Genomic DNA, 23,112 nt, shown 5'->3' with positions numbered 1-23,112 from the left:
CTAACACAATCCCTCCCCTAATGGAGGGATTGTTGTTTCAATCCAAAAGAGGGAGGAATTGTATGAGATACTTTAACTACTTAACGCCGGATGAACAAAAAGCTTTATTTTATTTGCCTCCCACCTCTTTTGACAATCATTCGAGCAAAGAAGTTCTAGCTTCGTCCATTGGAGCCGCGCTATACATGCCGGCAACACGTCCTACCATCGCTGAAAATATCGCCTTCGGCAAAGTGGAAGGTCTCGTCTCGGCCATTCTGGATTTGGAAGATGCGGTCGGCGAGAATGAGGTGCATGCGGCGGAAGAGTCGCTCATTCATCAAATGAGCAAGCTTGCGACCTTCATCGAGCTGGGGATCTTGAATAAGGAGAACATGCCGCTGCTGTTCGTTCGAGTCCGAAGCGCCAATCAGTTGAACTATTTGATCGAAAGATTGGAGGATGACGTTGCGCTTCTAACGGGCTTCGTTTTCCCGAAATTTACAGCGGATAACGGAGAAACGTATTTCCGAATTCTTGAGAATTACAACGACGAGAAGTCTGCGTCATCCCCCGCCCTATACGGCCTTCCTATTCTCGAGTCAAGCGCCATCATTTATAAAGAAAGCCGGTTTCAATCGCTTCAATCGATCAAACATATATTGGATACCTATAAGGATTTGGTGCTTAACGTTAGAATCGGGGCTACCGATTTCTCAAGTCTATTCGGCTTGCGCCGAAGCCCGGAGATGACGATCTATGATATTTCTCCGATTCGGGATTGCGTGGCCGACATTATCAACGTCTTTGGAAGAGTGGATAGCTCTTATGTCATTTCGGGACCGGTCTGGGAATATTTCCCGCATAAAGGGTTAATCCGCGAAGTCATGCTGGACAAAGAAAACGGGCTGACGGGGAAAACGATTATCCATCCGACCCATATTAAGCCGGTTCAATCGCTTTACACGGTGTCTCACGAGGAGTACACGGATGCAGCCAGCATTGTGGCGAACAGCAATGGGGATTTCGGCGTGATCAGAAGTGAGTATGCCAATAAAATGAACGAAATAAAACCTCATTTAAATTGGGCGAGAAAGATTTTGTTACGATCACAAATCTATGGGGTGCTGCATGAACAACAACAATACAGTGGATTATTATCCAGTAACCGAGCGTACGTATAAGATCGCCGGAGATTTAGAGCTGAAAGTGAAGGTAGAGGCGAATCCTTTCCAGATCCCATTGGATAGCCTGTTTGGGATGGCGGCCAGAATTAATAAGAAGCGCTCCTTCTTATTCGTGAGCAAAGTGCTCGGCAAGCATATTCCGGTTCGTCCCTATACTTCGTTATTAAGCGGCGTTTCCTTGGGATTGCTCCTCCAGCAAGCGATGCAAGGCAGTATGCCGGATCATTTGTTGCCGCTGGCCATACAAGGCTTGATAGATCCTGCACGTGCGGACAATGCTTACCAAGAAATTCGGAGTCACCGGTTAGAGCTGCCTCAGCCAGCTGTGTTTATCGGGTTCGCAGAGACGGCAACGGCGATCGGGCACGCCGCTTTCCATACGTTTGGTGCTAATAATACTTATATTCATACCACACGAGAAATCATTGACGACTCACAATCCATCCTCAATTTCAGCGAGGAACACTCCCATGCGGTAGCGCATTATTGCTATGCGGAGGATCCTCACCTCTTTGCACAAGCGGAGGTCGTTGTCCTGGTTGACGACGAAATGACAACCGGCAAAACCTCTTTAAACATCATTCGCGATATGCAGGCCAAATTCCCGAAAAAAACGTATTACGTCCTTGCTTTGCTCGATTGGCGAACGGCAGCGGATCTGGAACGGTTTCGGGAGCTTGAACAGGAGCTTGGAATCGCCGTTCATGTCCTTACGTTGGTGAAAGGCGAGGTGACCGTGACCGGATCTTCGGAAAGCTTAACGCCAGCTCAACCGGAATTGCCTCTCAGCCAAGGCTCTACTTCCATAGACATTATGTACGTCGATCACTTATTTGCTCATAGCCCATGGGGGAATCAGCGCCCTTATTTGCAATACAGCGGCAGATTCGGGCTTACGCCGGAACATGAAGCCCAATTAGGAGCCGCCCTATCCCTAACCGCTAAGTACCTTCGAGAAACGCGAATCGGTACCAAGACCCTCTGCGTGGGGACGGGCGAGTTCATGTACATCCCGATGCGGATTGCCGCCGAAATGGGCGAAGGGGTATCCTACCAGTCGACGACGCGCAGCCCGATTCATACGATTGACCGGGACGGTTATGCTGTGAAGTCAGGGTATCCGTACGCATCGTCGGAGGATCCGGAGGTTACGCACTTCATGTATAACGTCCCGGTTGGCGAGTATGAGGATCTCTATCTCTTCCTGGAGAGAGAGGCGGACCAAGCAGCCTTGCAGCCGCTGCTGCGAATTCTGGAGACGCGCGGCCTGCAGCGGCTTCATCTCGTTTTCTTCTCACCACAGACCGTGGAGTGGAAGGAGGGAGCGGTATGGAAGATTGGCGGAGCAGACCGGTAAAGGAACCGGTAAGACTGGGCAGCTATCCCCCTTCCGATGTTACATTCTTGCTGAAGGATTTGCGCGGTGTGCAGCTGGAGAAATCGACGGATGACAGGGAACGGGCTATTCAATCCGGTACGCATTACTCCGAAATGCTCCCGGTCGAGAAGCAGCCGTCTCCCGATTATTTGCAGCTGTATCATGAGACGCTGCAGATGTCGGCCCGGAAGGCAGCCCTCGCAATTGGAACGACGGCGGAACTCATTCGCAGCCGTAAGGGGGCGAACACAGTGCTCGTCTCATTGGCGAGAGCAGGCACGCCGGTGGGCATTCTGATCCGGCGCTATTTGTTGGAGATGCATGGCTTAGACATACCGCATTACAGCATCTCCATTATTCGCGGGAAAGGCATTGACGAGAATGCCCTAATCTATATCCTGCAGAAGCATCCGGAGGCCAGGATTCAGTTCGTCGACGGCTGGACAGGCAAGGGGGCGATCCGCAAAGTGCTGGCTGAGGCATGCGCCCAGATGGAGCGTCACTACGGCATCAAGTTGGACGATGATTTGGCCGTGCTGGCCGATCCTGGACATTGTGCGGAATGGTTCGGCACGAGAGAGGACTTCCTCATCCCGAGTGCTTGCTTGAACGCAACGGTGTCAGGTCTGATGAGCCGGACGGTGCTTCGTGACGATTTGATCGGGCCGTACGACTTCCACGGCTCCAAATTTTATGAAGAGTGGCTGGAGCAGGATCTCTCCAATCATTTTATAGCGGCCATCACGCCGTTCTTTGGCGATATCTTTGCGCAGGCAAGGCAGCAGGCAGATCATTGGCTTGCCCATCCGCCTGCGATAACCTGGCAAGGACTGCACGATATTAAGGCGATTCAACAGGCGTTCGAGATCGCGGATATAAACCTGATTAAACCGGGGGTTGGAGAAACAACCCGCGTCCTGCTTCGCAGGGTACCATGGCGCATTCTCGTTGATCGCTTGGATAATCCGAATATTCGCCATATTCGGCTCCTGGCGGAAGCGAGAGATGTGCCGGTCGAGGTGTATCCGGGCCTAACGTATTCCTGCTGCGGGATGATTAAGTCTGTGAAAGGGGATGCCGAATAAGATGATATTTGCCAGCGACTTGGATCAGACCTTGATCTACTCACAGCCCGAAGACCGAGCGGCCGAACTGGGCAGCCGCATTGTCATTGCCGAGTTGATCGATGGCAAAGTGAGATCGTATATGTCAGCAGACGCTTTCCAACTGCTCAAAGAACTTATGGCGCAGCTGACGTTCATCCCCGTGACGACGAGAACGCTGCATCAATATTTCCGCATACATTTGGTCAGCCAAATCTTGAAGCCGGCCTACGCCGTAACAAGCAATGGCGGGAACATCGTGATCGACGGCCAGCCGGACCTCGAATGGCAATCGCATATTCTGAACCTTGTGAAGCAATCCAGCTCCCACGTCGGGGAGGTCCGGAGACTGATGGACCAGGTGCTTCATCCGGAATGGGTCATTTCCTCCAGCTATTGCGATGAGTTGTTCTTCTCTCACATTGTGCAGCGGGATAAAATTCCGCATCAAGAAGTGAGCCAGATGATCGATGAGCTTCGGCGTATGGGGTGGAACACCTCCATTCAAGGCAGGAAAATTTATGTTGTCCCTGCAGCTGTCAACAAAAGGGATGCCGTAGCGCATCTGAAGACGATGCTGGGGGATGACAAGATCATAGCATCCGGCGATTCGCTGCTGGATCAAATCTTGCTGGACTTTGCCGATTATGCGATAGCGCCGAGACATGGCGAGTTATTCAGGCAAGAGCAGCTGCAGCAAACGGGTGAGTACAAGTTCACAGAGGCATCCGGCATTTTTGCAACCGATGAGATTCTGGCTTATGTACAAACGCTTCCTAACGAGAATCATCATTCCTTCCGAATAAAGGAGTCCTCATGAAAAAAGTATGGTTTAACCGCTGGTTTTCGGTCGCTTATCACTACATGAACAGCATTCGCAACAATGAGGACGGCATGGCCTTCAAGATGTATGCGACGCATCCGGATCGTGCGCATATGGCTCTGCAAGCGGCAGATTATGCGGACACGGAGCCGGTGCTCGGCGATGACGATTATATCGAATTTGCGCTGGGCTTCTGCAAGCAGCATGGCATTGACGTCTTCATCCCGCGTCTGCATATGTATGCAATTGCGAAGCATTTGGATGAATTCGAGAAGATCGGCACCCGAGTCACCGTATGCCGTGATCTGGAGCTGCTGGAGAATTTGCTCGAAAAGCAAAAATTTTACGAAGCTATCCGCGATAAAAATATCCTCAGCATCCCGGATTATCATGTGGTGAATACGGCCGATCAGTTCATGGACGCTTACAAATCGCTGAGCCATGCAGGTCATCAAGTCTGCATGAAGCCAACCAATGCCGAAGGCGGTACAGGCTTCCGCATTATTAGCAACGAACGTAACGCCTTGAAGGACTTATTCGGGACGGTTACCCCTTATCTCACTTCGGATCAAGCTTATCGAACATTATCGTCCGTTGAGCGTTTCGATGACCTCATGGTGATGGAGCTGTTGGGCGGATATGAGTACAGCATCGATTGCTTGGCGACCGCCTCCGGCGAATTGTTAGCGGCTGTCCCGCGCCGCAAAGCGGACGGGCGTCTGCGCGTGCTGGAAGAAGTGCCCGAGCTGATTGAGATTGCGAACAAGGTTGCAGCCGCATACCGAATTCCATTCAACTATAATATTCAAGTGAAGTACAATCAGGGCGTGCCCAAATTGCTCGAAATCAACCCGAGAATGTCCGGCGGCCTGCATGTCACGTGCTTGTCGGGTATTAATTTCCCGTACTTGGCAGTGAAATCAATCTTGGGCGGACAGGTTGAGATTCAGAAGCCCCGGTTCGGCATCACGGCCAGTCATATTGAAACTTACATGATTATGAACTTAGGCGAATAAAGGCGAATAAATGAAGCTGCGCATCATATCTTTGAATATAGACGATTAAATCATTCAAAGAAGGTGCACTGCATGATGATTGGCGGGATCATACTCTCTGGAATCATCGTCGTTCTCATTGTCGTCGCAGCCTCGGAAAAAGCGGAATCCGTATCTAAATTTATTGAAAAATAGTCATCTATGAAACCTGCAAAGGTTTCTTTTTTTTCATCGGTTTTGGTAGAATAAAGAATAGAGTGTCTAAGGCTCTGGAGGGGATAATTTGCTGGATTTTACATTCGAAATCATGGATGAATACACAATTAATACAAGAATTTTGTATGCGAATGAGTGGTTTACTTTCAATCTCTATGAGAAAGACCATGTATGGACGCTTCATCCTTTTGACGGCATGCTGATTCGCAATAAAGATATGTGTGAGCTTGTGATGAACGAGCTTCTCAAGAATAAGTATTTTCACGTGATGTGTGCGAAAGAAAATATCATTCTATCGGAAATACGGACGACAGTCGACGTAGGCAGACGATCGGGCAATCCCGAGCCCATCCCCGTCCCCTCCTCATCACGCAGAGAGAGACCGCCTCAGAATGAATTGCCCGATGATATCCAAGCGTTCATGGACTATCATGATTTGGAGGATATCCTCGAGATTGAGAAAGAGTTCGTTCATAAACGTCTGACGTTCTACAAGCAAATGCTGGAGATCATGTTTATGCAGGGCGGAGGTCCGGACGATCGGGAATTTAGAGAAATTCAGTCTTTGTTCACGATGTATAAAGAAATGCTCGAGAGGTTGAACGGTTGGAACGACCGGGACTCCTCGGGTAATAACAGAAGATGGTAGATATGATAAAGGAGCTGTAATATGCTGCGATTAAGCGATAGTCAACTTGCAACAATGTGGACTCAAGGGGATTCCAAAGCGTTCGGCCGGCTTCTTGAGTTGTATAAAGACAAAATTTACCGATTAGCTTATCGCATGCTGCGCAACAAGTCGGATTCCGAGGATGTCGTGCAGGAGACCTTTCTACGAGCGTACCAGCATTCCCACCGATTTGATGCGAGCAAAAACTTCTCAACTTGGATTTTCAGCATTGGCAAGAACGTGACCATTGATGTGCTGCGTAAAAAGAAGTCGGAGCTGTCCATGGATACGAATCCGCATCCATATAAGGATGCACTGCCTTTCTATGAGAAGTTGACGAGCCAGGACAAAACGCCGGAGGTTCAGTTGATCGAGCAGGAGACAGCCGAACAAGTGGAGAGGATGATCCGCGACCTGCCGGAGAAGTATAAAACGCTGATCGTGTACAAATATTTCCTGGATATGTCGTTGGAGGATATCTCCAAAGAGGTGGGACTGCCTGTGTCCACAATCAAAACAAGATTGTTTCGCGGCCGCAATTTCATTAAGCGCAAGTGGGGTTCGCTCTTCTTCATGCTGCAAAGCCTGACGCCTGTCATCGTACTCTAATCAACATTCCTATTAACCGATAGAGGAGTATCTATTACTATGAGCAATGCCAAAATTGATGCACCCAAAATGCCGAAAGAATTACCGTTAATCTCTTTGCCGGAGGAAAAGCTGGAAGCGGAAGATAACTATCATACAGGAATCATTAGCGATTGTACCATCGATAATCAGAAAGCATCCAAAGTTGCATTTGATAAAATCATCTTCCGCAATGTAACCTTTACCCGGATTGCCATGAAAGACCTTGAATTAACGGATGTTATTTTTGAAAAATGCGATCTGTCCAATGTGGATTTCGGAGAAGCGACGATTCATCGGACGGAATTCCGTAATTGCAAAATTATGGGTATGGATTTGACAGGAGCGACCATTCGTAATGTTTTATTCGATTCCTGCTTAGGCGATTATGTCAATTTCCGAATGGCTAACTTTAGACAGATTGCTTTCCAGGATTGCTCGCTATTAAGCGCGGACTTCTACGAGATAACGCTTCAGAAAGTATATTTCGATAACTGCAAGCTGGACCGTGCCCAATTCACAGGGGCTAAGCTAACAGGCATCGATCTCAGCTCCTGTGATTTCACGAATTTAGGTGCAGGCGTAGAGGAATTGCGCGGCTGCATCATTTCAAGAGGACAAGCTTCTGTATTTGCGAGTCTTTTAGGGCTTATACTAAAGGAATAAACGCAATCGATGAAATGAGGAGACTGTCGTGAAATTTGGATTTGATATTGATGATACGCTTATCAACTTAAGGGAACACGCTTTCCGTATTTATAATCGGGAACTGAAACAGAACGTGGGCTTAGATATATTTGATGCGCTAAAAACGATGGAGATTCACGAAGCATTCGGACTGACGAAAGAAGAGGGCGGGAGGCTGTGGAAGAGCCTCCGTGATGATATTTATTATTCGGACTGCGCCCCCTTCCCGCATGCTCGTGAAATTTTGCATGAGCTGGTCAAGCGAGGCCACGAGGTGTACTACATCACAGCTAGAGCCAAGGAACATACGGAACGGACACGCGAGTGGCTGGTTCAAAACGGCTTTCCCGTTGCGGACGGGCATTTCTTCTGCGGGATGAGCGATTCGGAGAAAGTACATATCATCGACGATTTGAAGTTGGACTATTATTTCGACGATAAGCCGACCGTTCTGGAAACCTTATCCCATTTGCCGGTGAAAGCATACGTCAAAGACAGATCCTACAATCAACAGCTAGATCTGCCGAGGATTACCTCTTGGGATCAGCTTCTTGACGAATTACAGTCATAGGTGTCTATATCTGGATCGAGTCACCCGGCTGTAAGGAAATTAAATTTGTGATACCTTCGAAGGACAGCTGCCTAACTAGGGCGGCTGTTTCTTTATACGGGGCATGAACTAAAAGCTTGAAAGGGCTGTTCATGTCTTGGGTCATCTTACGCACATCAGGCATACCCTGATGGAGTTCGTAGCGTAACGCTTGCATTTGGCAGCCGCGTGCGGCATCACTTAAAGGCCAGCAGTCTCTGGGCTTGGGTTCGCTCCTCCTATTATGATAGTACGTCCATGGCGAGTGATTTCATTTACAAAAAAGACATGCCGAAATCACAATCCCATGACAAATCTTCCTTATGCTCTTCTCTGTGAGGAAGAAGACTTACTAAGTAGTCAAAGGAGATGAATGAATGATCAGAAAGTACACATTAAGAATGGCATTGGCTGTACTCTTCGGAGCTGTTTCAGTCGCAGGAATCGGAGGATCTCCACAGTCCGTTGAGGCAGCGAGTAATATGGTTCCGGATTATGAGGTTAAGCTTCTGCTTAATCCCAGCACGGTTCTTGGCACGGATTATAAACTCACAAGCAGTGTGAAAACCGCCTTCGGGATGCCGGATACGGTGACCAAGATGAATGTTCAATTCCTGGATACGAATGCTAAGGATATCTACAACAATGGATGGAGTCCGCGAATTCGCAAAACGGAAGGCGAGGATAACTTCGAGCTTAGTTATAAGAAACGTTATTCCATCACAGGTAACGATATCAATAGTGCCCTGACATTAGCTAACCAAGAAGGTTTTGATTCCGGCGATACGGGCTATGAAGCACAAATCGAGTGGGGATATCAGAAAAAAACGCTCAGTATTACTCGTACCAAAAGCGGCAGTAAATCCGGATACAGCGGTATGGATCTCCCCAATCAATCAGATTCACGCAGTCTTCTAATTAATAATGCTCCTGATAAGTTTAATAATTGGGTTTCTGACGGATGGGGAACGAGCAAACTATCCTCCTCACGCATCTATGGTCCCGTTCTGGCTAAGCGTTCGATCGGTACATGGAGCGGGCAGCAATTGTATATCGAAGTGTGGCCTATTCGAAATGCGGCGGGAACAGGCACGGAATACATAGTGGAAGCTTCTTTCAAAACGAAAAGCGAGTCGGAGGCTTCAACGAAACATGATGAATTAATTGCTTACCTGCAGGCCAAAGGCTGGTTCTTACCCCAGGATTCATTAAAAACACAGCTTATGATGGATCGATATTAAATAAGCCAAGACTCACAGCCGACCACCTTTCTCGAAGGTGGTTTTCCTTATGGCGGTGTCTGTGCCCACTATCCCTAGCGCTCAGAAAACGGAAACAATCGGTACTTGCATGAGTAAAGACAAGCCGGCATAAATGAGGAAATACCGGGATATTACGGGCTGTCAGATTGTATCGATAGCAAAACTCATCAAGATACTTTTGTAAATACTTAGCGCCAAGGCCATGAAAGCTTCGATTTATCCAATTGCCGGCTTGTCTGGCCAGCTGAAGCAATGGACGACAACGTATGGGCGTATAGAAGCCTGTTGTTATTTCTATATTGCGCACGGCAGGGTCAATATGTTGGTTATGAAACGAATGTAGATCGCGGCGAGATATATGCTTGTTGGTTGGGAGCTGAGGGATGATATGTTTGATTTTGAGATAACCGGATTCATTGCTGTGGATTTGTGAAGAGCCAAGCAGGAGAAGGTGCTCTTGTGGATGCTTACGGACGGTGGGATTGTATGGACGTCCATAAATGGCAGAATTAATAATAACAGTGCCGGTCAGAGGCGTTTGTGCGTCCCACAGATGGATCAATGATCTTATTTTATGCAGGATTAACCATGCCGTTTTGTAGGTGACTTGAATGATATGCGAGAGTTTGACAGCGCTGGCACCCTCCTCCGAACAGGAGACAAGAAATAATGCTGCAAACCACTTCCGAAGACTGGTCCGACTCCCTTCGGTAACGGTTCCGGAGGTCAGTGAAGCTTGATGACGGCAGCGGCTGCACTCGTATAGCGGAAGTCGGCGCGTATTAATTAAATAGGCGTGCCTAAAGCTGCATTGTGGACAGGAGAAGCCTTGTGGCCATTTGACACGGAAGAGATATTCCGCACAAGCGGCTTCGGTGGAGAAACGTTCCATAAACTGCTCGAAAGACAATTTTGAAAAGTCCAAATCCGCTTCCCTCCATTCAATCTCACAGACAAGAACAAATGTTCCTATTCGTAGTATATCGAACCTTTGATTCAATTTCAATATAATTTTGGAAAAATTTACTCGATATAACCATGTTTTATCTGAGCGAAAGGGATAGTGTTGATATAGCGGGCAAGAACAATGGGGGCGGCTAGAGCTGGCTGCGCTAGAGGCTAGAGGCGGCTAGAGGCGGCTAGAGGCGGCTAGAGGCAGCTAGAGGTGGCTAGGTGCAGCTGGAGCACGAGCTTGAAGAGACGAGGAGGCCCTGAGCAGATGGGATAGTGGCAATAGCAAGCAAGTGAATTCCGAATAGGTACCTCCCATAGCTCACCGGAGCTTTCCGGAGCCTCCCCTCCGAGCCGGCGCTAAGGCTTCTTTTTCACTTCATGTCCGCATAAGGTAGTACTAATGACAAGCGGGCTAGGGGGGAATGAGATGCTGCAAAGGCGACGGTGGAGAAGCAGACCTACAGGGAAATCCAACCGGAAAAAGGTGCTGTTGATCAGTCTTCTCATCTTTGTCTTATTTTGCGTGCAGTTTTTTATTTATGTTGAACGGAATCTCCGGCCTCCGCTGATGAACTTAGCGAAGGTCCGCATTAAGCAGATCGCCACACAAGCGATTAACAGCGCAATTGCGGATCATGTGGCTGGCAGCACGAATGCGGAGCAGCTTATCGATTGGAAAATGGATAAAAACGGAAAGATCACAGGCTTCATGTTGAATTATAACGAACATATGCGTATAACCTCCGATACGATCAATACCGTACAAGGAGAGCTTGATCATCTGCAGACGATATCCGAGCATATTCCGGTAGGGCAAGCGATGAACAGCGCCATCCTCTCGTCGTTCGGCCCCGATATACCGATCAGGCTGCTGCCTGTAGGGAATGTGAAGGTTGATTTGAATACGCGATCTCAAAACGCAGGCATTAACATGGTGATGTTCGAGGTATACGTTCGCATTATTGCCGAAGTATCGGTCATTATTCCATTTGATTCGGATACGGAAATCGTGGAAACGGAAATCCCTATTTCCTATTCGCTTGTGGTAGGGGATGTACCGACGTATTACTACGATAACAAGGGCAATCCGGTTGGCAGCAGCAAGGACGCAGGCCCGCCAAGCTTATCGCTTCCGCAAATTCCGAACTCGGGAACTACCACGCCGAAGAGCGAAGGGACCTCTACGCCAGAAGGAACGGAAAAAGAGCCGACCCCCTAGGGGCCGGCTTATTTTCTGCGTCTGCTGCGGTCTTCTTTTTCCCATTTGCGCAAGGAGGGGTAAGGATCAAAGCTCCACTCCGTTAATCCATTATCGCGATAGAGGCCGAAGTGGAGATGGGGCGGGAATTTCCCGGAAGTCCCCGGCTTACCGTAGCCGGAGCTGCCAACCCAACCGATCGTTTGGCCGGGCTTCACGACGTCGTTTTCTTTGATTCCTTTTTGGAACCCGGATAGGTGGGCGTAATAATGATAGATGTTGTTCACGTCACGAATCCCGATGCGCCAGCCGCCGTATGGATTCCAGCCTTTCACTTCCACGATCCCATAGCAGGTGCTGCGCACGGGAACGCCGTAACCGGCAAACAAATCGGTTCCTTCGTGGGAACGATGACCGCCCCAGCCGCGGCTGTCTCCCCACGTGCTGCGATAGGAGTAATCGGCCGTAACCGGCAGCGGGAATGCATGCTCGCCAACGTCCAAGGTGCCGAGCGTCTCATAAATGGTAGCGAACTGTTTGATACGTTCAACACTGCGCGAGTTCTGGTAATAATTCCATAAGTTGATCTGCAGATTATCTTCCTTAATGCCATTCTTGCTCATCAGAAATGCCATTGAAGCCAGCCGATCCAGATCGTTGTCCCGTTCAGCAACGCCGTCTCCGGAACCGTCGCGCCCATAACCGTGGAAGATGGAAATACTTTTGGGATTCGTATCCTGCTGGTCCGGATTCAAGATGCCGGCCCAATCCGACTCGGGAAAGTAAATACTAGTAAGCCCTCTGTGCGCAGGCCGTTTCTTGGCAATATTCATCGTTCGTTCGTACTGATCGACAGCGGCCAAATAAGACCATGGGATGCCGGAAATAATACTTGTTTTCTCAAACAGCTCTTTCCGCTCAGAGTTCAGGTTGGGAGTAACCTTAGATGGAGCAGAAGCGAGCGAGAGGTCGGAAGCGACAGCCTGCGCAGCCTCTACATTTGAAAGAATTCCTGATTCGGTTGCTGATAGGAGGAGGCTACAAATTAAAACCCGCGACCAAAAGGGTCTGCTTATCATCACTATCATCCTTCCTGAAATGTTATTTCTTAGGATGTACGCTTCCTATCGTGTTTATCCCAAGATCTTTTGTTGTTCGTTTATTTTTGCTATGATGCCAATATAAGGCGGGTGAAATGGATGAGTTTTAACCATAGAGATGAGCATGTGGATGACGGGATGCTGTTGATTCAAGCTAATTTGGATGATATGAATCCGGAGTGGGTTTCTTATATCATGGACAAGCTCTTCGATACAGGGGCGAACGATGTGTACGTGGTACCGATTATTATGAAAAGGGGCCGGCCCGGCATTATGTTGAATGTGCTCGTTGAGGAAGAACGGCTCTCGGCGATTGAAGACGTTATTTTCAGCGAGACTACAACGTTAGGCATTCGGTATATGCACGCATCCTGCCATCGTTTGGCCAGAGAGTTCGAAAAGGTACAAACCCCGTGGGGCTCGTTGTCGGTCAAAGTCGGCTATCACCAAGGGAAATTAGTGCAGTATGCACCTGAGTTTAAAGAATGCGAGCAGGTTGCGCTAGCTCATGGCGTGCCATTGAAGACGGTGTATGAAGAAGTCAGACACCGGTTTGTGCAGCAACAGCAAGAACATAAAAACGCCTCCTCCTAATGGTATAGGAAGAGGCGTTTATGCCGTTACTGAGGATTGTGCGTATGTGTATGAGAGTGCGAATGGGCGTGGTCGTGATCATGGTCATGGTGATGATGGTGGTCATCGTGCGAGTGTGCATGATCATGATCATGGTCATGATGATGATGATGGTCATCGTGCGAATGCGCATGATCATGATGATGATGGTGGTGATGGTGATCATCATGCGTATGAGCATGGCCGTGATTATGTTCATGAGACAAGTGCTCGTGGCCGACTTGCCATTTGCCGATGAAAGGGTCTACTTGGCCGATGACAACGCGAAGCACGTTAGGCTGCTTAGGCAAATCCCGCGTGCCTGCGCCGTAACCGATCGTATCCACGACCATTGGCGGAAAGCTTTTGGAAAACTCATCCACGATGCCGGAAATGATACCGGCCCCTGTCGGCGTGGTCATCTCCATACTGTAGTCAGTTGATGCAATCGGTAAGCCGCGCATCATTTCCAAAGTAGCAGGTGCAGGCACCGGATAGGTACCGTGATCGATTTGAATCGTACCCGAGCCTAGAGGAACCGGCGATGCGTAGATGCGCTCGATTCGCAGCGAGTCGATGGCCAAAGCCACACCCACGATATCAACGATGGAGTCGATCGCTCCGACTTCGTGGAAATGTACTTTCTCCACAGGAATACCGTGGATTTTCGCCTCAGCGATACCGATTTTCTCGAAGATGGCGAGGCTGAGCGCTGTTACTCGCTCGTTGAATCCCGCCCCCTGAATGACTTTGACGATTTCGGAGTAATGCCGGTGTTGCTTGGGCGGATGGTTCGGGTCCTGGATGACATCCAGCTTCAGAGCCGAGATGCCGCGCTTAATGACACGTTTCCACTCCAGCATATAAGGTTCCAGCTTGATCTTGGTAAGCTCATCTTCAATGTATGCACGGTCTGCTCCTGCATCGACCAATGCCCCGAGGGTCATATCGCCGCTGATACCGGAGAAGCAGTCCAAATATAAAATACGCATGGTACGAATCTCACGCTCGTTTCGACATATTTTTGTTAATGAGCCCTGCATAATAGCCGGCTCCGAAGCCATTGTCGATGTTCACGACGGAAATGCCGGGTGAACAACTGTTTAACATCGACAGAAGCGGCGCCACGCCTGCCAGATGGGCGCCATATCCGATGCTCGTCGGCACGGCGACGATCGGCTTGGACACAAGCCCGCCGACGACGCTGGCGAGCGCGCCTTCCATGCCGGCTACGACCACAATCGCGTTGGCACCGCGAATGAGATCCAGCCGGCGGAAGAGCCGGTGAATGCCGGCTACGCCGACGTCGAACACGCGTTCGACGTGGCTGCCCAGGCATTCAGCCGTAAGAGCGGCCTCCTCCGCCACAGGGAGGTCGGAGGTGCCTGCGCACACGACGGCGATGTAGCCTTCGTGGACTTTCAACATCGGGCGCTTGAACCAAGTGAGCGCCCGGGCCGTTTCGTGGTAGGTGACGCCTTCCACGGCTGCGGTAACATGGGCGGCTTTGTCCGGATCGACACGCGTGGCGAGCACGCGGTCGGTGTGCTCCGTCAGCCGCCGGAAAATCGTCTCGATCTGCTCAGCGGTCTTGCCTTCCCCGAAAATGACTTCGGGGAAGCCCGTACGCTTCTCGCGATCGATGTCCAGCTGGGCAAATCCGAGATCTAGGTTGCCGGGGCCTGCGCCTGCACCATCTTTGACGATTTGCCTTTTGGCTTCTTCAACGTCCAGATCGCCGGTCTGGACGAGCTTTAGAATCTTCTCCAAGTCCATCATAAGGATGCTTCTTTCACCTTTTCTTTGGTTTCCTTAGACAGCACTTCGTTCATGCTGCCGGTGCGGTAGCCCGCAAGATCCAGCGTTACGTAAGTAAAGCCGAGCTTGCTGAACTTTTCGTAAATCGCGTCGCGGTGCTCCACCACTTTGTGGATTTCATTCGGCATGACTTCGATCCGGGCGATTTTGTCATGATGACGCACCCGCACTTGATATAGACCGAGCTGCGACAAGAAGAATTCACCCTCATCCAGCTGGTCGATTTTCCATTTCTCAATTTGCGTTCCATAAGGAATGCGGGAGGACAAGCAGGCGAAGGACGGCTTATCCCAGGTGCGCAGCCCTAATTCCTTGGAAAGCTGTCGGATCTCGTCCTTCGTCAAGCCGGCCTCTTGCAAGGTGCTGCGGACGCCCTGTTCATTCTTGGCTTGCAGGCCCGGTCTGTAATCGCCGAGATCATCCATATTGGAGCCATCTAGAATATATGGGTAACCCAAATCTTTGGCTAATTGCTGCAGATGTGAATAAAGTCCTGTTTTGCAGTGGTAACAGCGATCCGGGTTATTGGCGACGAAATTCGCGTTCTCCAATTCTTTAACCTCTGTTTTGTGCAGCTTGACGCCGATCTGCTCGGCAAGTTCAACAGCTGCATCGAATTCCCTCGTAGGGAACGTTTCGGAAGCCGCAGTCACGGCTAACACTTGATCTCCGAGCTCTTGCTGTGCCCGCTTGAGGACGAATGTACTGTCCACGCCTCCGGAGAAGGCGATTAATACGCGACCCATGCCTCTTAAAATCTCACCGAGCTTGCGGTCTTTCTCGCGCGTTACTTCTTGTATGCTCATGATTCTTCCCTCCCATACAGCTATATGTAAAAAGCTGAGCTGTTTTGGTCCATCTAGATTAGTGTATCACAACTGACTGGTAAAGTGGATTGTTTTGTCAAGCATTCATGATATAATAACTACAGCATGAAACCAAATAAAAGGCGGGAACTATAATGCCTACAAAACCCCTAGAGAGAAAACCAGACTGGTTAAAAATTAATCTGAAGACCGATGAAAACTTCAAAGAAATAAAGTCGATGATGCGTTCCAAAACGCTGCATACGGTTTGTGAGGAAGCCAAATGTCCGAACATTCATGAGTGCTGGGCGAATCGGACGGCAACCTTTATGATTTTGGGCGACATATGTACGCGCGCCTGCCGCTTCTGCGCCGTCAAAACCGGCCTCCCGACGGAGCTCGATCTGCAAGAGCCGGAACGTGTGGCCGATGCCGCATTGCAAATGGGCTTGCGCCATTGCGTCGTGACTTCCGTCGCGCGCGACGATCTGCAGGATGGCGGAGCGATGATTTTCGCCGAAACGATTAAGGCGATTCGCCGGAAGCTGCCGCTCTGCACGGTCGAAGTGCTGATTCCCGATTTCCTGGGACGCGAAGAGTCGCTGGCAACGGTTCTGGAGGCCAAGCCGGATATCCTGAACCATAATATGGAAACGGTTGAACGCATGTCGGACCGCGTCCGCTCCAAAGCGAAGTATCGCCGCTCGCTGGAGCTGCTGGAGCGCTCCAAGCGAATCGCGCCGAACATTCCAACCAAATCCAGCGTCATGATCGGTGTCGGCGAGGAGTGGGAGGAGCTGCTGCAAACGATGGACGATCTTCGCGCGGTGGATTGCGATATTATGACCATCGGCCAGTATTTGCAGCCGTCCACGACCCATCTGGCTGTCTCCAAATATTATACGCCGGACCAGTTCGCCCTTCTGAAAGAAGAGGGGATGAAGCGCGGGTTCAAGCACGTAGAGTCAGGCCCATTGGTACGCAGCTCGTACCATGCCCATGAGCAGGTCCAAGCGGCATCGAACGTTTAAACTGACGGATCCGAGAAAGGAGAGCTTCCTACCATCATGATTCATATTGCGAACAAAACCTATGAGCTCGTGACCGACCACAAGAACGGTTGGAATTATGAAGTGTTCAAAGAACGCTACAGCGAAGTTCTGGAGCGCTATGATTATATTGTTGGCGACTGGGGATACAGTCAATTAAGGCTGAGAGGCTTTTTTAAAGAAGCTCACCCGAAAGCGACAAAGGATTCGTCGATCGCCGCCCTCCAAGACTATTTGAATGAGTACTGCAATTTCGGCTGTGCTTACTTTCTCATCGAGAAGGTTAACATTAACAAGCAGCAGCAGCAACCACTGCAGCCACAGCAGCCGCAGCAACCGCAGGTACCTTCCGAACCGACGACAACCTCGTCATAGAGGTTTGACAATAAAAAAACGCCATTTGAACTCCCGGGAGTTCAATGGCGTTTTTTTGTTGACCCATAAAGCTACTTAAGCTCTAAGCCGACGAAAGCCTCGCGCACCCGGTTCCAGAACGGGAAGGGGCGGAATCTGGCGAATTTCACTTTCACGTGGGAGGCGACGCGGCAGCGGATCGAGACGACGTCGCTGCGCTGCATATACTTATGATCGAGGGAAAGCAGCATATTTTGCTGGGCTTTCGGATAAATGTCGCAATGATGATGCTTCGGTAAAATCATGGAAGAGCCGAGTGTCCGGTAGACTCTGTTATTGATGGAAGCGATCTCGGCGATTTGGATCGCCTCCAGTGACGGATGGACCATGGCCCCGCCCAAGCTTTTGTTATAGGCGGTGCTGCCTGCCGGCGAGGAGATGCAGATTCCGTCGCCGCGGAACATTTCGAACACTTCATCGTTGATGTCCAGACGCGCAACCAGGGAAACTTCGATTCCCCGAAGCGTAAACTCGTTCAGCGCAAGATGCGTCTCAACGCCATGCTCGGTAGTGATTTCGATCTCAACGACCGGATATCTCACGACTTGCAGTTCCTCGACGGAAGGGACGCTAAATACCAGTGATGCGAGATGGTCGAGTTCGTTCGGTTTCCAATCCGCAAAAAAGCCGAGATGTCCCGTATGGATGCCTACGAATGCGATATGACCGATTTGATCGACATAATTATGAAAAGCCTGAAGCATGGTGCCGTCTCCGCCAATGGAAAGGACGATGTCGGGGTTATGCTCGTCCCTGGGCATTCCATGCTGTGCGGCGAGCGCATGGAACCGTGCTGTCAGCTCCTTGGAGATATCATCGCCTCGTTCAATGACGTTGTATTTCAATCGAGTTCCTCCTATTGAAGCGTACAGTATTTGTCAATTTCTTGCAGTATAGACTCGGGGGTATGCCTGAACTCGGCTGCGACGCGGTATGAATCGTTGCTGAAATTGGCCACCCTAATAATTTCGCCATATGCGGTGATCGGTCCGGGAAGTCCTGGCAGAATGAAGCTGAGCTCCAGGAACAAGGGGTGAATCAGCCGGTTCGTTGTTAGGAATGAAAGGCCTCCGCTGCTGATATCAAGCAGTTGTCCGGAGAAAGCGGCGCCCTTGCGTGCGGACACACCGCGAATACCGACGATCTGAAGTGTAATGGGTGTTCGAAGGAAGAGCTTGGCCCGTTGATGCTGTCTTCTCTGATGATGCTGAATTTCTTCGGGAATGGACAATGTGAGGTTACAACCGGATTTCTTCAATTCGAGCTGAAGCAAATCCACATACGTATAATATAAAATTCCACGGTCTCTAAAAGAAAATTCAATGAATGATACATGTTCAAGTTTGTCGAATGGAAATAGTCCGCAAAGCTCTAGACAAACGGTGAACGATTGTTCGCCTATTCGGTCAATGATGAAATCATCTTCGAAGCAGAACGGTTGCCCGTCTTTGCACTCACCGACAATCATCAAATGACAAGCCGAATTCGGTGCGATATATGCCAATTCTTGCGCCTTATTCCAATCCATAGCATCACCAAGTGGTTAGATTTGCATTCATGCTTGCATGCCCATACCGTAAGTCCTCTTTTCATAATAATTTATAAAAGAAAATAAGAAAAGCCCCAAACGGGGCTTTAAGCGGGTGAATCCAACAATTACTGCCAAGAGAGTGTACTGGTCACAAGCGAAAGCTCGAAGGAATGGGCGAAATTTGGCGAAACCGGTCGAACGCGAATCGAGAAATGAGGCCCATGAACAAGGTGCCCGGGAATGGTCGCTTTATAGCTCTGGATGCCTTCCGTCAGCTCGCCGGACGGCTCCATCGTGATGATGCGCTGCTCCCAGGTGTCGCCAATGTCCTCATAATATATGACTTCCACCGCCGTATCTTGCGGCCAAATAGGGCCGAAATGAACTTGCGCCGAAACCTCCTTCGTAGACGGTTTCATTTCGCTTAATGGAACTTCCGACGACAATTTGGCTGAGCGGTCATCGATGCCAATGATCTTGACATGATACCAGTTGCTGCGAATGAACTGCTTGTAATCGGCCACTTTGGTTGCCACGTCGTAGTGATTGGCGACGAACAGCCGGGCTCTGTCGGCCGTGGGCACATAGGTCTGCTCCGTGTAATCCTGCACCATCCGGTGGGTGTTGTAGACCGGGCTCAGGGTCTGAATGGAGCGCTTCATCCGGGAGATCCATTGATGCGGAAGCTCGCCTTGATTGTAGTAAAGAGGGATAATTTCGTTCTGCAGAATGTGGTAGATCGATTGGGTATTTTCTTTCTCCTGCACGGCCCAGTCCGCCGTGCCCGTGGAGCCGATCGCCCAACCGTTTGACCCGTTGTAGCCTTCCTCCCACCAGCCGTCCAGGACGCTGAAGTTCAGAACTCCGTTCATGGCTGCTTTCTGCCCGCTTGTGCCGCTCGCTTCCAGCGGCCTGCGCGGGTTGTTCAGCCAGACATCCACACCTTGAACGAGATAACGCGCCATATTCATGTCGTAATTCTCGAGCATGACGACTTTGCCTGCGAATTCCTTTAATTGCGATATGCGATATATTTCGCGAATGAGCTCCTGACCGGGATAATCCGCCGGATGCGCCTTGCCGGCAAATATAAATTGCACGGGGCGGTCGGGATCGTTAATCAGCTTCTTCAGCCGGTACAAATCGTTGAAAATGAGATTAGCCCGCTTATAAGTGGCGAACCTTCTGGCGAATCCGATTGTCAAGGCTTTGGGATTCAAGTATTGTCTGACTTCGTCGATGCGCTCCTGAGACTCGCCGTTGCGTCTGCGCTGCTCCATTATGTTGCGCCTCGCGTAGCGGATCAAGTCTTCCTTCAACTGCTGATGCACGGTCCAGATGGATTCGTCGGGAATGACTTCCACCTGCTGCCACTGATGCTTGTTAACTTGATCTTCCCGCCAAGTGCCGGGGAGGAAGCGGGTGAACAGTTCTTGCCACTGCGGAGCGGTCCATGTGTCCAAGTGAACCCCGTTCGTAATGGAACCGATCGGCACTTCGGACGCATCGATATGGCCGTGGAAATCCTTAAACATCTCGCGCGAGACTTGACCGTGAAGCTTGCTTACGCCATTGCGCAATCCAGCCGTATTCATCGCCAGGTGGGTCATATTGAATTGGCCCGTATGGTGGTCGAGCCCGAGCGCTACGATGCTTTGCTTGTGGCGCGACAGCTCGCTCAGCAGCGGTCCGAGATAATGCTCCACCATCCCGATCGAGAACGTGTCATGCCCGGCAGGCACAGGGGTATGGGTGGTGAAGACGGTCGCCGAGCGCACGGTTTCAACGGCTACATGGAACGGCAGCCCAAGGTGGAGCAGCTCCTTCAACCGTTCGAGCGTTAAGAAAGCGGCATGCCCCTCGTTGATATGGTACACATTGGGGTAGATGCCCAAAGCGCGGAGCGCCTTGACCCCGCCGATGCCAAGCACGATTTCCTGCGCGATCCGCGTATCCTGATTGCCGCCGTACAGCTGAGCGGTCAGTTCCTTATCCGCCTGGCTGTTCGCTTCATGGTCGGCATCCAGCAAATAGACGGCATTCCGGCCGACCTGTACACGCCAAATTTGCAGCGTAACGGTTCGTCCGGGCATGTCAATGGTAACGGTAAGCGGACGCCCGTCTTGAAGCACAGGAGAGATCGGCAGCTTGCCGAAGTCGTACGTATACAATTCGCTGATTTGACCGCCGGATGCATCGATTTTTTGCGTAAAATAGCCCTTTTTATAAAGAAGTCCCATACCGACCAATGGGATGCCTAAATCGCTTGCCGATTTGGTATGATCGCCGGCCAGGATGCCCAGCCCCCCTGAATAAATCGGTAAGGATTCATGAAAGCCGAACTCGGCGGAGAAGTAAGCGATTTGCACATAACCGCGATCTCCATGTTTTTGCTGAAACCAAGTAGGCCCGTTCATATAGGCGTCGAACTTGCCGATCACTTGCCGGTAGCGGGACAGAAATTCGGCGTTGCCGCTTAAAGCGTCGATTTGGGCTTCGTCCAAATCGTAAAGGAGGCGAACGGGATTATAGCCGGCTTGAACCCATTTGGCCGGATCCATTTGTGCAAAAAGCTGCAAAGCATCATGGTTCCAACTGAACCACAGATTGATAGCCAGCTCGGACAAGCGCTCAATCGCAGGCGGCAACGGTCTAGCTACTTTGGGGATGGCATTTTGCATACTGGATTCACTCCCTTTATGATTTTGATTCTAATTACCCCTATTATCTTGTTCCACCAACCTTTTCATACACAAGTTTTAGTAAGGAATATGCAGCGAAGAGGCCGGCAATGACTGTAAACGCTGCGAAAATGACCGTTCCGCTAACTGGAAGCAGCAGCTTCAGGTAGCTGAGGACCGGAGCGGCCGGATCGTACTGCGCCTGGAAGACGGCTTGCGAGCCCCGAAACCTTTGCATAGGCTCCCAGATGATCAGCACAATGGCGGCGGACAACAGGGCGTGGACCAGCCGGGCGAAGAGAAAGGGGACGTAACGCAAGTTGGTGTGGCTCAACAAGGAGACGATTTGCGCATGAACGGACATGCCGCCCCACGATAAAATAAAAGCCCCGATCGCCACCTTGCTGGAGAGGGCAAGCGCCGCCGGAGCGTTGCCCGCAGCCTTGGCCCCTAGCGTTACCTCGAACAGTCCGTTCATGACCGCTTGCGACAGTTCGAGCGGCAGTCCTGCGAAGCGCAGGATAGAGTCAATCAGCAGGTACATAGCGTTCATCACACTTGCCTGGGTCAGAACCTCCAGAACGACGGAAAAGAAGACGACAAGTCCGCCGACGACGAAAATTAAGTTCAGCGACTGCAGGATGGACTGGCTGAGCAGGGAGCCGACGGAGCGGCCGTCGGACATCCGCGCGTTATGCATGTTGTCGAATGCGCGTTTCCACACGGAGCCTTGGCTGACGCTTGTCTGCAAGGTCGGCATGCTTTTGCGCCCATGGAATCTCATCATAAGCCCGATAAAGAGTGAACCTCCATAGTGGGCTACAGCCAGAATGAGCGCCAAGGAGGCGTCGTGGAAAAAGCCAATCGAGACGGCGCCGATCAGGAAGATCGGATCGGAGCTCGTGGTGAACGCCACAAGCCGTTCCCCTTCTTCGCGATTCACGAGCTTCTGCTCCCATAGCTGGGAGGTTAATTTGGCGCCGACCGGATAGCCTGCGGCGAAGCCCATGGCCAGGACGAAGCCGCCGATGCCCGGAATGCGGAACACGGGGCGCATCATCGGATCGAGGAGTGTGCCGAAGAAATGCACGATGCCGAAGCCAAGCATGATTTCGGAAATGACGAAGAACGGGAACAGGGCGGGGAAGAGCACGTCCCACCAAATGGAAACGCCGCGTAAGGCGGCGCCAAGACCGGCATGAGGAAACGCAAATAAGCATAGAATAATGGCAATCACGACAAAAGCCGTGAGTAACGCAGCCGTGAAGTTTCGTTGCTGCATGGGCCTACACCTCCTCTTCCTCAACTATATGAAGTGGCTTGGACATCCATGCCAGCCTAAAAAACTTAGACTTTGGTACTGCTAAGCAAGTTGTTTTATGGTAAAATAGAACTATAGGTAGTCTTATATCCTAGGCGTCGGGAGTGATTCA

General features: G+C 50.5%; 23 protein-coding genes. 14 read left to right on the top strand and 9 right to left on the bottom strand.

Annotated features, from left to right (window positions below; translation table 11 throughout):
- Positions 1 to 62: 62 nt before the first annotated feature.
- The 10 genes from J2X61_RS16865 (at position 63) to J2X61_RS16820 (ending at position 9,495) form a co-directional block, all read left to right on the top strand.
- On the top strand, positions 63 to 1,163 hold the full coding sequence (locus tag J2X61_RS16865; protein WP_274472363.1) for an HpcH/HpaI aldolase/citrate lyase family protein: 1,101 nt from the start codon (positions 63 to 65) through the stop codon (positions 1,161 to 1,163).
- Positions 1,111 to 2,523: a phosphoribosyltransferase family protein gene (locus J2X61_RS16860; protein WP_310189299.1), complete on the top strand. Its 1,413-nt coding sequence runs from the start codon at positions 1,111 to 1,113 to the stop codon at positions 2,521 to 2,523. The genes J2X61_RS16865 and J2X61_RS16860 overlap by 53 nt, the downstream gene beginning before the upstream one ends.
- Positions 2,496 to 3,629: a cysteine protease StiP family protein gene (locus J2X61_RS16855; protein WP_274472365.1), complete on the top strand. Its 1,134-nt coding sequence runs from the start codon at positions 2,496 to 2,498 to the stop codon at positions 3,627 to 3,629. Before J2X61_RS16860 ends, J2X61_RS16855 begins: the two co-directional genes overlap by 28 nt.
- Before the next feature lies 1 nt (position 3,630).
- On the top strand, positions 3,631 to 4,467 hold the full coding sequence (locus J2X61_RS16850; RefSeq protein ID WP_310189294.1) for an HAD family hydrolase: 837 nt from the start codon (positions 3,631 to 3,633) through the stop codon (positions 4,465 to 4,467).
- On the top strand, positions 4,464 to 5,486 hold the full coding sequence (locus J2X61_RS16845; protein ID WP_274472367.1) for an ATP-grasp domain-containing protein: 1,023 nt from the start codon (positions 4,464 to 4,466) through the stop codon (positions 5,484 to 5,486). Before J2X61_RS16850 ends, J2X61_RS16845 begins: the two co-directional genes overlap by 4 nt.
- Before the next feature lie 262 nt (positions 5,487 to 5,748).
- Positions 5,749 to 6,330 (top strand): hypothetical protein, encoded by a 582-nt coding sequence (locus tag J2X61_RS16840; protein WP_274472368.1) that lies wholly within the window; start codon positions 5,749 to 5,751, stop codon positions 6,328 to 6,330.
- A 21-nt stretch (positions 6,331 to 6,351) separates the two neighbouring features.
- Positions 6,352 to 6,960 (top strand): sigma-70 family RNA polymerase sigma factor, encoded by a 609-nt coding sequence (locus tag J2X61_RS16835; protein ID WP_274472369.1) that lies wholly within the window; start codon positions 6,352 to 6,354, stop codon positions 6,958 to 6,960.
- 39 nt (positions 6,961 to 6,999) lie between these two features.
- Entirely contained in the window at positions 7,000 to 7,644 is a 645-nt protein-coding gene (locus J2X61_RS16830) for a pentapeptide repeat-containing protein (protein ID WP_310189291.1), read from the top strand.
- 28 nt (positions 7,645 to 7,672) lie between these two features.
- Positions 7,673 to 8,236 carry a 5' nucleotidase, NT5C type gene (locus J2X61_RS16825; protein ID WP_274472371.1) on the top strand — a complete coding sequence of 188 codons (564 nt, stop codon included), beginning with the start codon at positions 7,673 to 7,675 and terminating at the stop codon, positions 8,234 to 8,236.
- 395 nt (positions 8,237 to 8,631) lie between these two features.
- Positions 8,632 to 9,495, top strand: a complete 864-nt coding sequence (locus tag J2X61_RS16820; protein WP_274472372.1) for a hypothetical protein — start codon at positions 8,632 to 8,634, stop codon at positions 9,493 to 9,495.
- On the opposite strand, the gene J2X61_RS16815 is transcribed toward J2X61_RS16820, so the two are convergent.
- Complete coding sequence (locus J2X61_RS16815) at positions 9,476 to 10,441, bottom strand: transposase (protein ID WP_310189288.1); 966 nt, start codon at positions 10,439 to 10,441, stop codon at positions 9,476 to 9,478. The genes J2X61_RS16820 and J2X61_RS16815 overlap by 20 nt on opposite strands.
- 456 nt (positions 10,442 to 10,897) lie before the next feature.
- On the opposite strand from J2X61_RS16815, the gene yunB reads away from it, so the two are divergent.
- Positions 10,898 to 11,689 (top strand): sporulation protein YunB, encoded by a 792-nt coding sequence (yunB, locus tag J2X61_RS16810; RefSeq protein WP_274472374.1) that lies wholly within the window; start codon positions 10,898 to 10,900, stop codon positions 11,687 to 11,689.
- Between the two features lie 8 nt (positions 11,690 to 11,697).
- Here yunB and J2X61_RS16805 read toward each other — a convergent pair whose 3' ends face one another.
- On the bottom strand, positions 11,698 to 12,747 hold the full coding sequence (locus tag J2X61_RS16805) for a M23 family metallopeptidase (protein WP_310189285.1): 1,050 nt from the start codon (positions 12,745 to 12,747) through the stop codon (positions 11,698 to 11,700).
- A gap of 111 nt (positions 12,748 to 12,858) precedes the next feature.
- Between J2X61_RS16805 and larC2 the strand changes: the two genes are divergently transcribed.
- Positions 12,859 to 13,362 carry a nickel pincer cofactor biosynthesis protein LarC2 gene (gene larC2, locus J2X61_RS16800; protein ID WP_310189282.1) on the top strand — a complete coding sequence of 168 codons (504 nt, stop codon included), beginning with the start codon at positions 12,859 to 12,861 and terminating at the stop codon, positions 13,360 to 13,362.
- Positions 13,363 to 13,388: 26 nt separating this feature from the next.
- On the opposite strand, the gene larC is transcribed toward larC2, so the two are convergent.
- The 3 genes from larC to larE are packed head-to-tail and all read right to left on the bottom strand — an operon-like array spanning position 13,389 to position 16,004.
- Positions 13,389 to 14,372 (bottom strand): nickel pincer cofactor biosynthesis protein LarC, encoded by a 984-nt coding sequence (larC, locus tag J2X61_RS16795; protein WP_310189280.1) that lies wholly within the window; start codon positions 14,370 to 14,372, stop codon positions 13,389 to 13,391.
- A gap of 10 nt (positions 14,373 to 14,382) precedes the next feature.
- A complete protein-coding gene (gene larB / locus J2X61_RS16790) occupies positions 14,383 to 15,159 on the bottom strand; it encodes a nickel pincer cofactor biosynthesis protein LarB (protein WP_274472377.1) in 777 nt (258 codons plus the stop codon).
- On the bottom strand, positions 15,156 to 16,004 hold the full coding sequence (larE, locus tag J2X61_RS16785; RefSeq protein ID WP_274472378.1) for an ATP-dependent sacrificial sulfur transferase LarE: 849 nt from the start codon (positions 16,002 to 16,004) through the stop codon (positions 15,156 to 15,158). Before larE ends, larB begins: the two co-directional genes overlap by 4 nt.
- Before the next feature lie 155 nt (positions 16,005 to 16,159).
- Between larE and lipA the strand changes: the two genes are divergently transcribed.
- Entirely contained in the window at positions 16,160 to 17,035 is an 876-nt protein-coding gene (lipA, locus tag J2X61_RS16780; RefSeq protein ID WP_274472379.1) for a lipoyl synthase, read from the top strand.
- 36 nt (positions 17,036 to 17,071) lie between these two features.
- Positions 17,072 to 17,428 (top strand): YutD family protein, encoded by a 357-nt coding sequence (locus J2X61_RS16775; RefSeq protein WP_310189275.1) that lies wholly within the window; start codon positions 17,072 to 17,074, stop codon positions 17,426 to 17,428.
- A gap of 71 nt (positions 17,429 to 17,499) precedes the next feature.
- On the opposite strand, the gene J2X61_RS16770 is transcribed toward J2X61_RS16775, so the two are convergent.
- The 4 genes from J2X61_RS16770 to ylbJ form a co-directional block, all read right to left on the bottom strand.
- A complete protein-coding gene (locus J2X61_RS16770) occupies positions 17,500 to 18,312 on the bottom strand; it encodes an NAD kinase (RefSeq protein WP_310189273.1) in 813 nt (270 codons plus the stop codon).
- 11 nt (positions 18,313 to 18,323) lie between these two features.
- The gene (locus J2X61_RS16765) at positions 18,324 to 18,995 is read right to left on the bottom strand and encodes a PilZ domain-containing protein (protein WP_274472382.1); all 672 of its coding nucleotides are present in this window, start codon (positions 18,993 to 18,995) and stop codon (positions 18,324 to 18,326) included.
- A gap of 128 nt (positions 18,996 to 19,123) precedes the next feature.
- A complete protein-coding gene (glgP, locus tag J2X61_RS16760) occupies positions 19,124 to 21,679 on the bottom strand; it encodes an alpha-glucan family phosphorylase (RefSeq protein ID WP_310189270.1) in 2,556 nt (851 codons plus the stop codon).
- A 43-nt stretch (positions 21,680 to 21,722) separates the two neighbouring features.
- Positions 21,723 to 22,961: a sporulation integral membrane protein YlbJ gene (gene ylbJ, locus J2X61_RS16755; protein WP_310189267.1), complete on the bottom strand. Its 1,239-nt coding sequence runs from the start codon at positions 22,959 to 22,961 to the stop codon at positions 21,723 to 21,725.
- Positions 22,962 to 23,112: the final 151 nt, after the last annotated feature.

This window comes from Bacillus sp. 3255 (assembly GCF_031456485.1).
Classification (GTDB): domain Bacteria; phylum Bacillota; class Bacilli; order Paenibacillales; family NBRC-103111; genus Paenibacillus_E.
The sequence above is the reverse complement of the archived record's forward strand: the minus strand, read 5'-3'. Positions and strand labels throughout refer to the sequence as shown.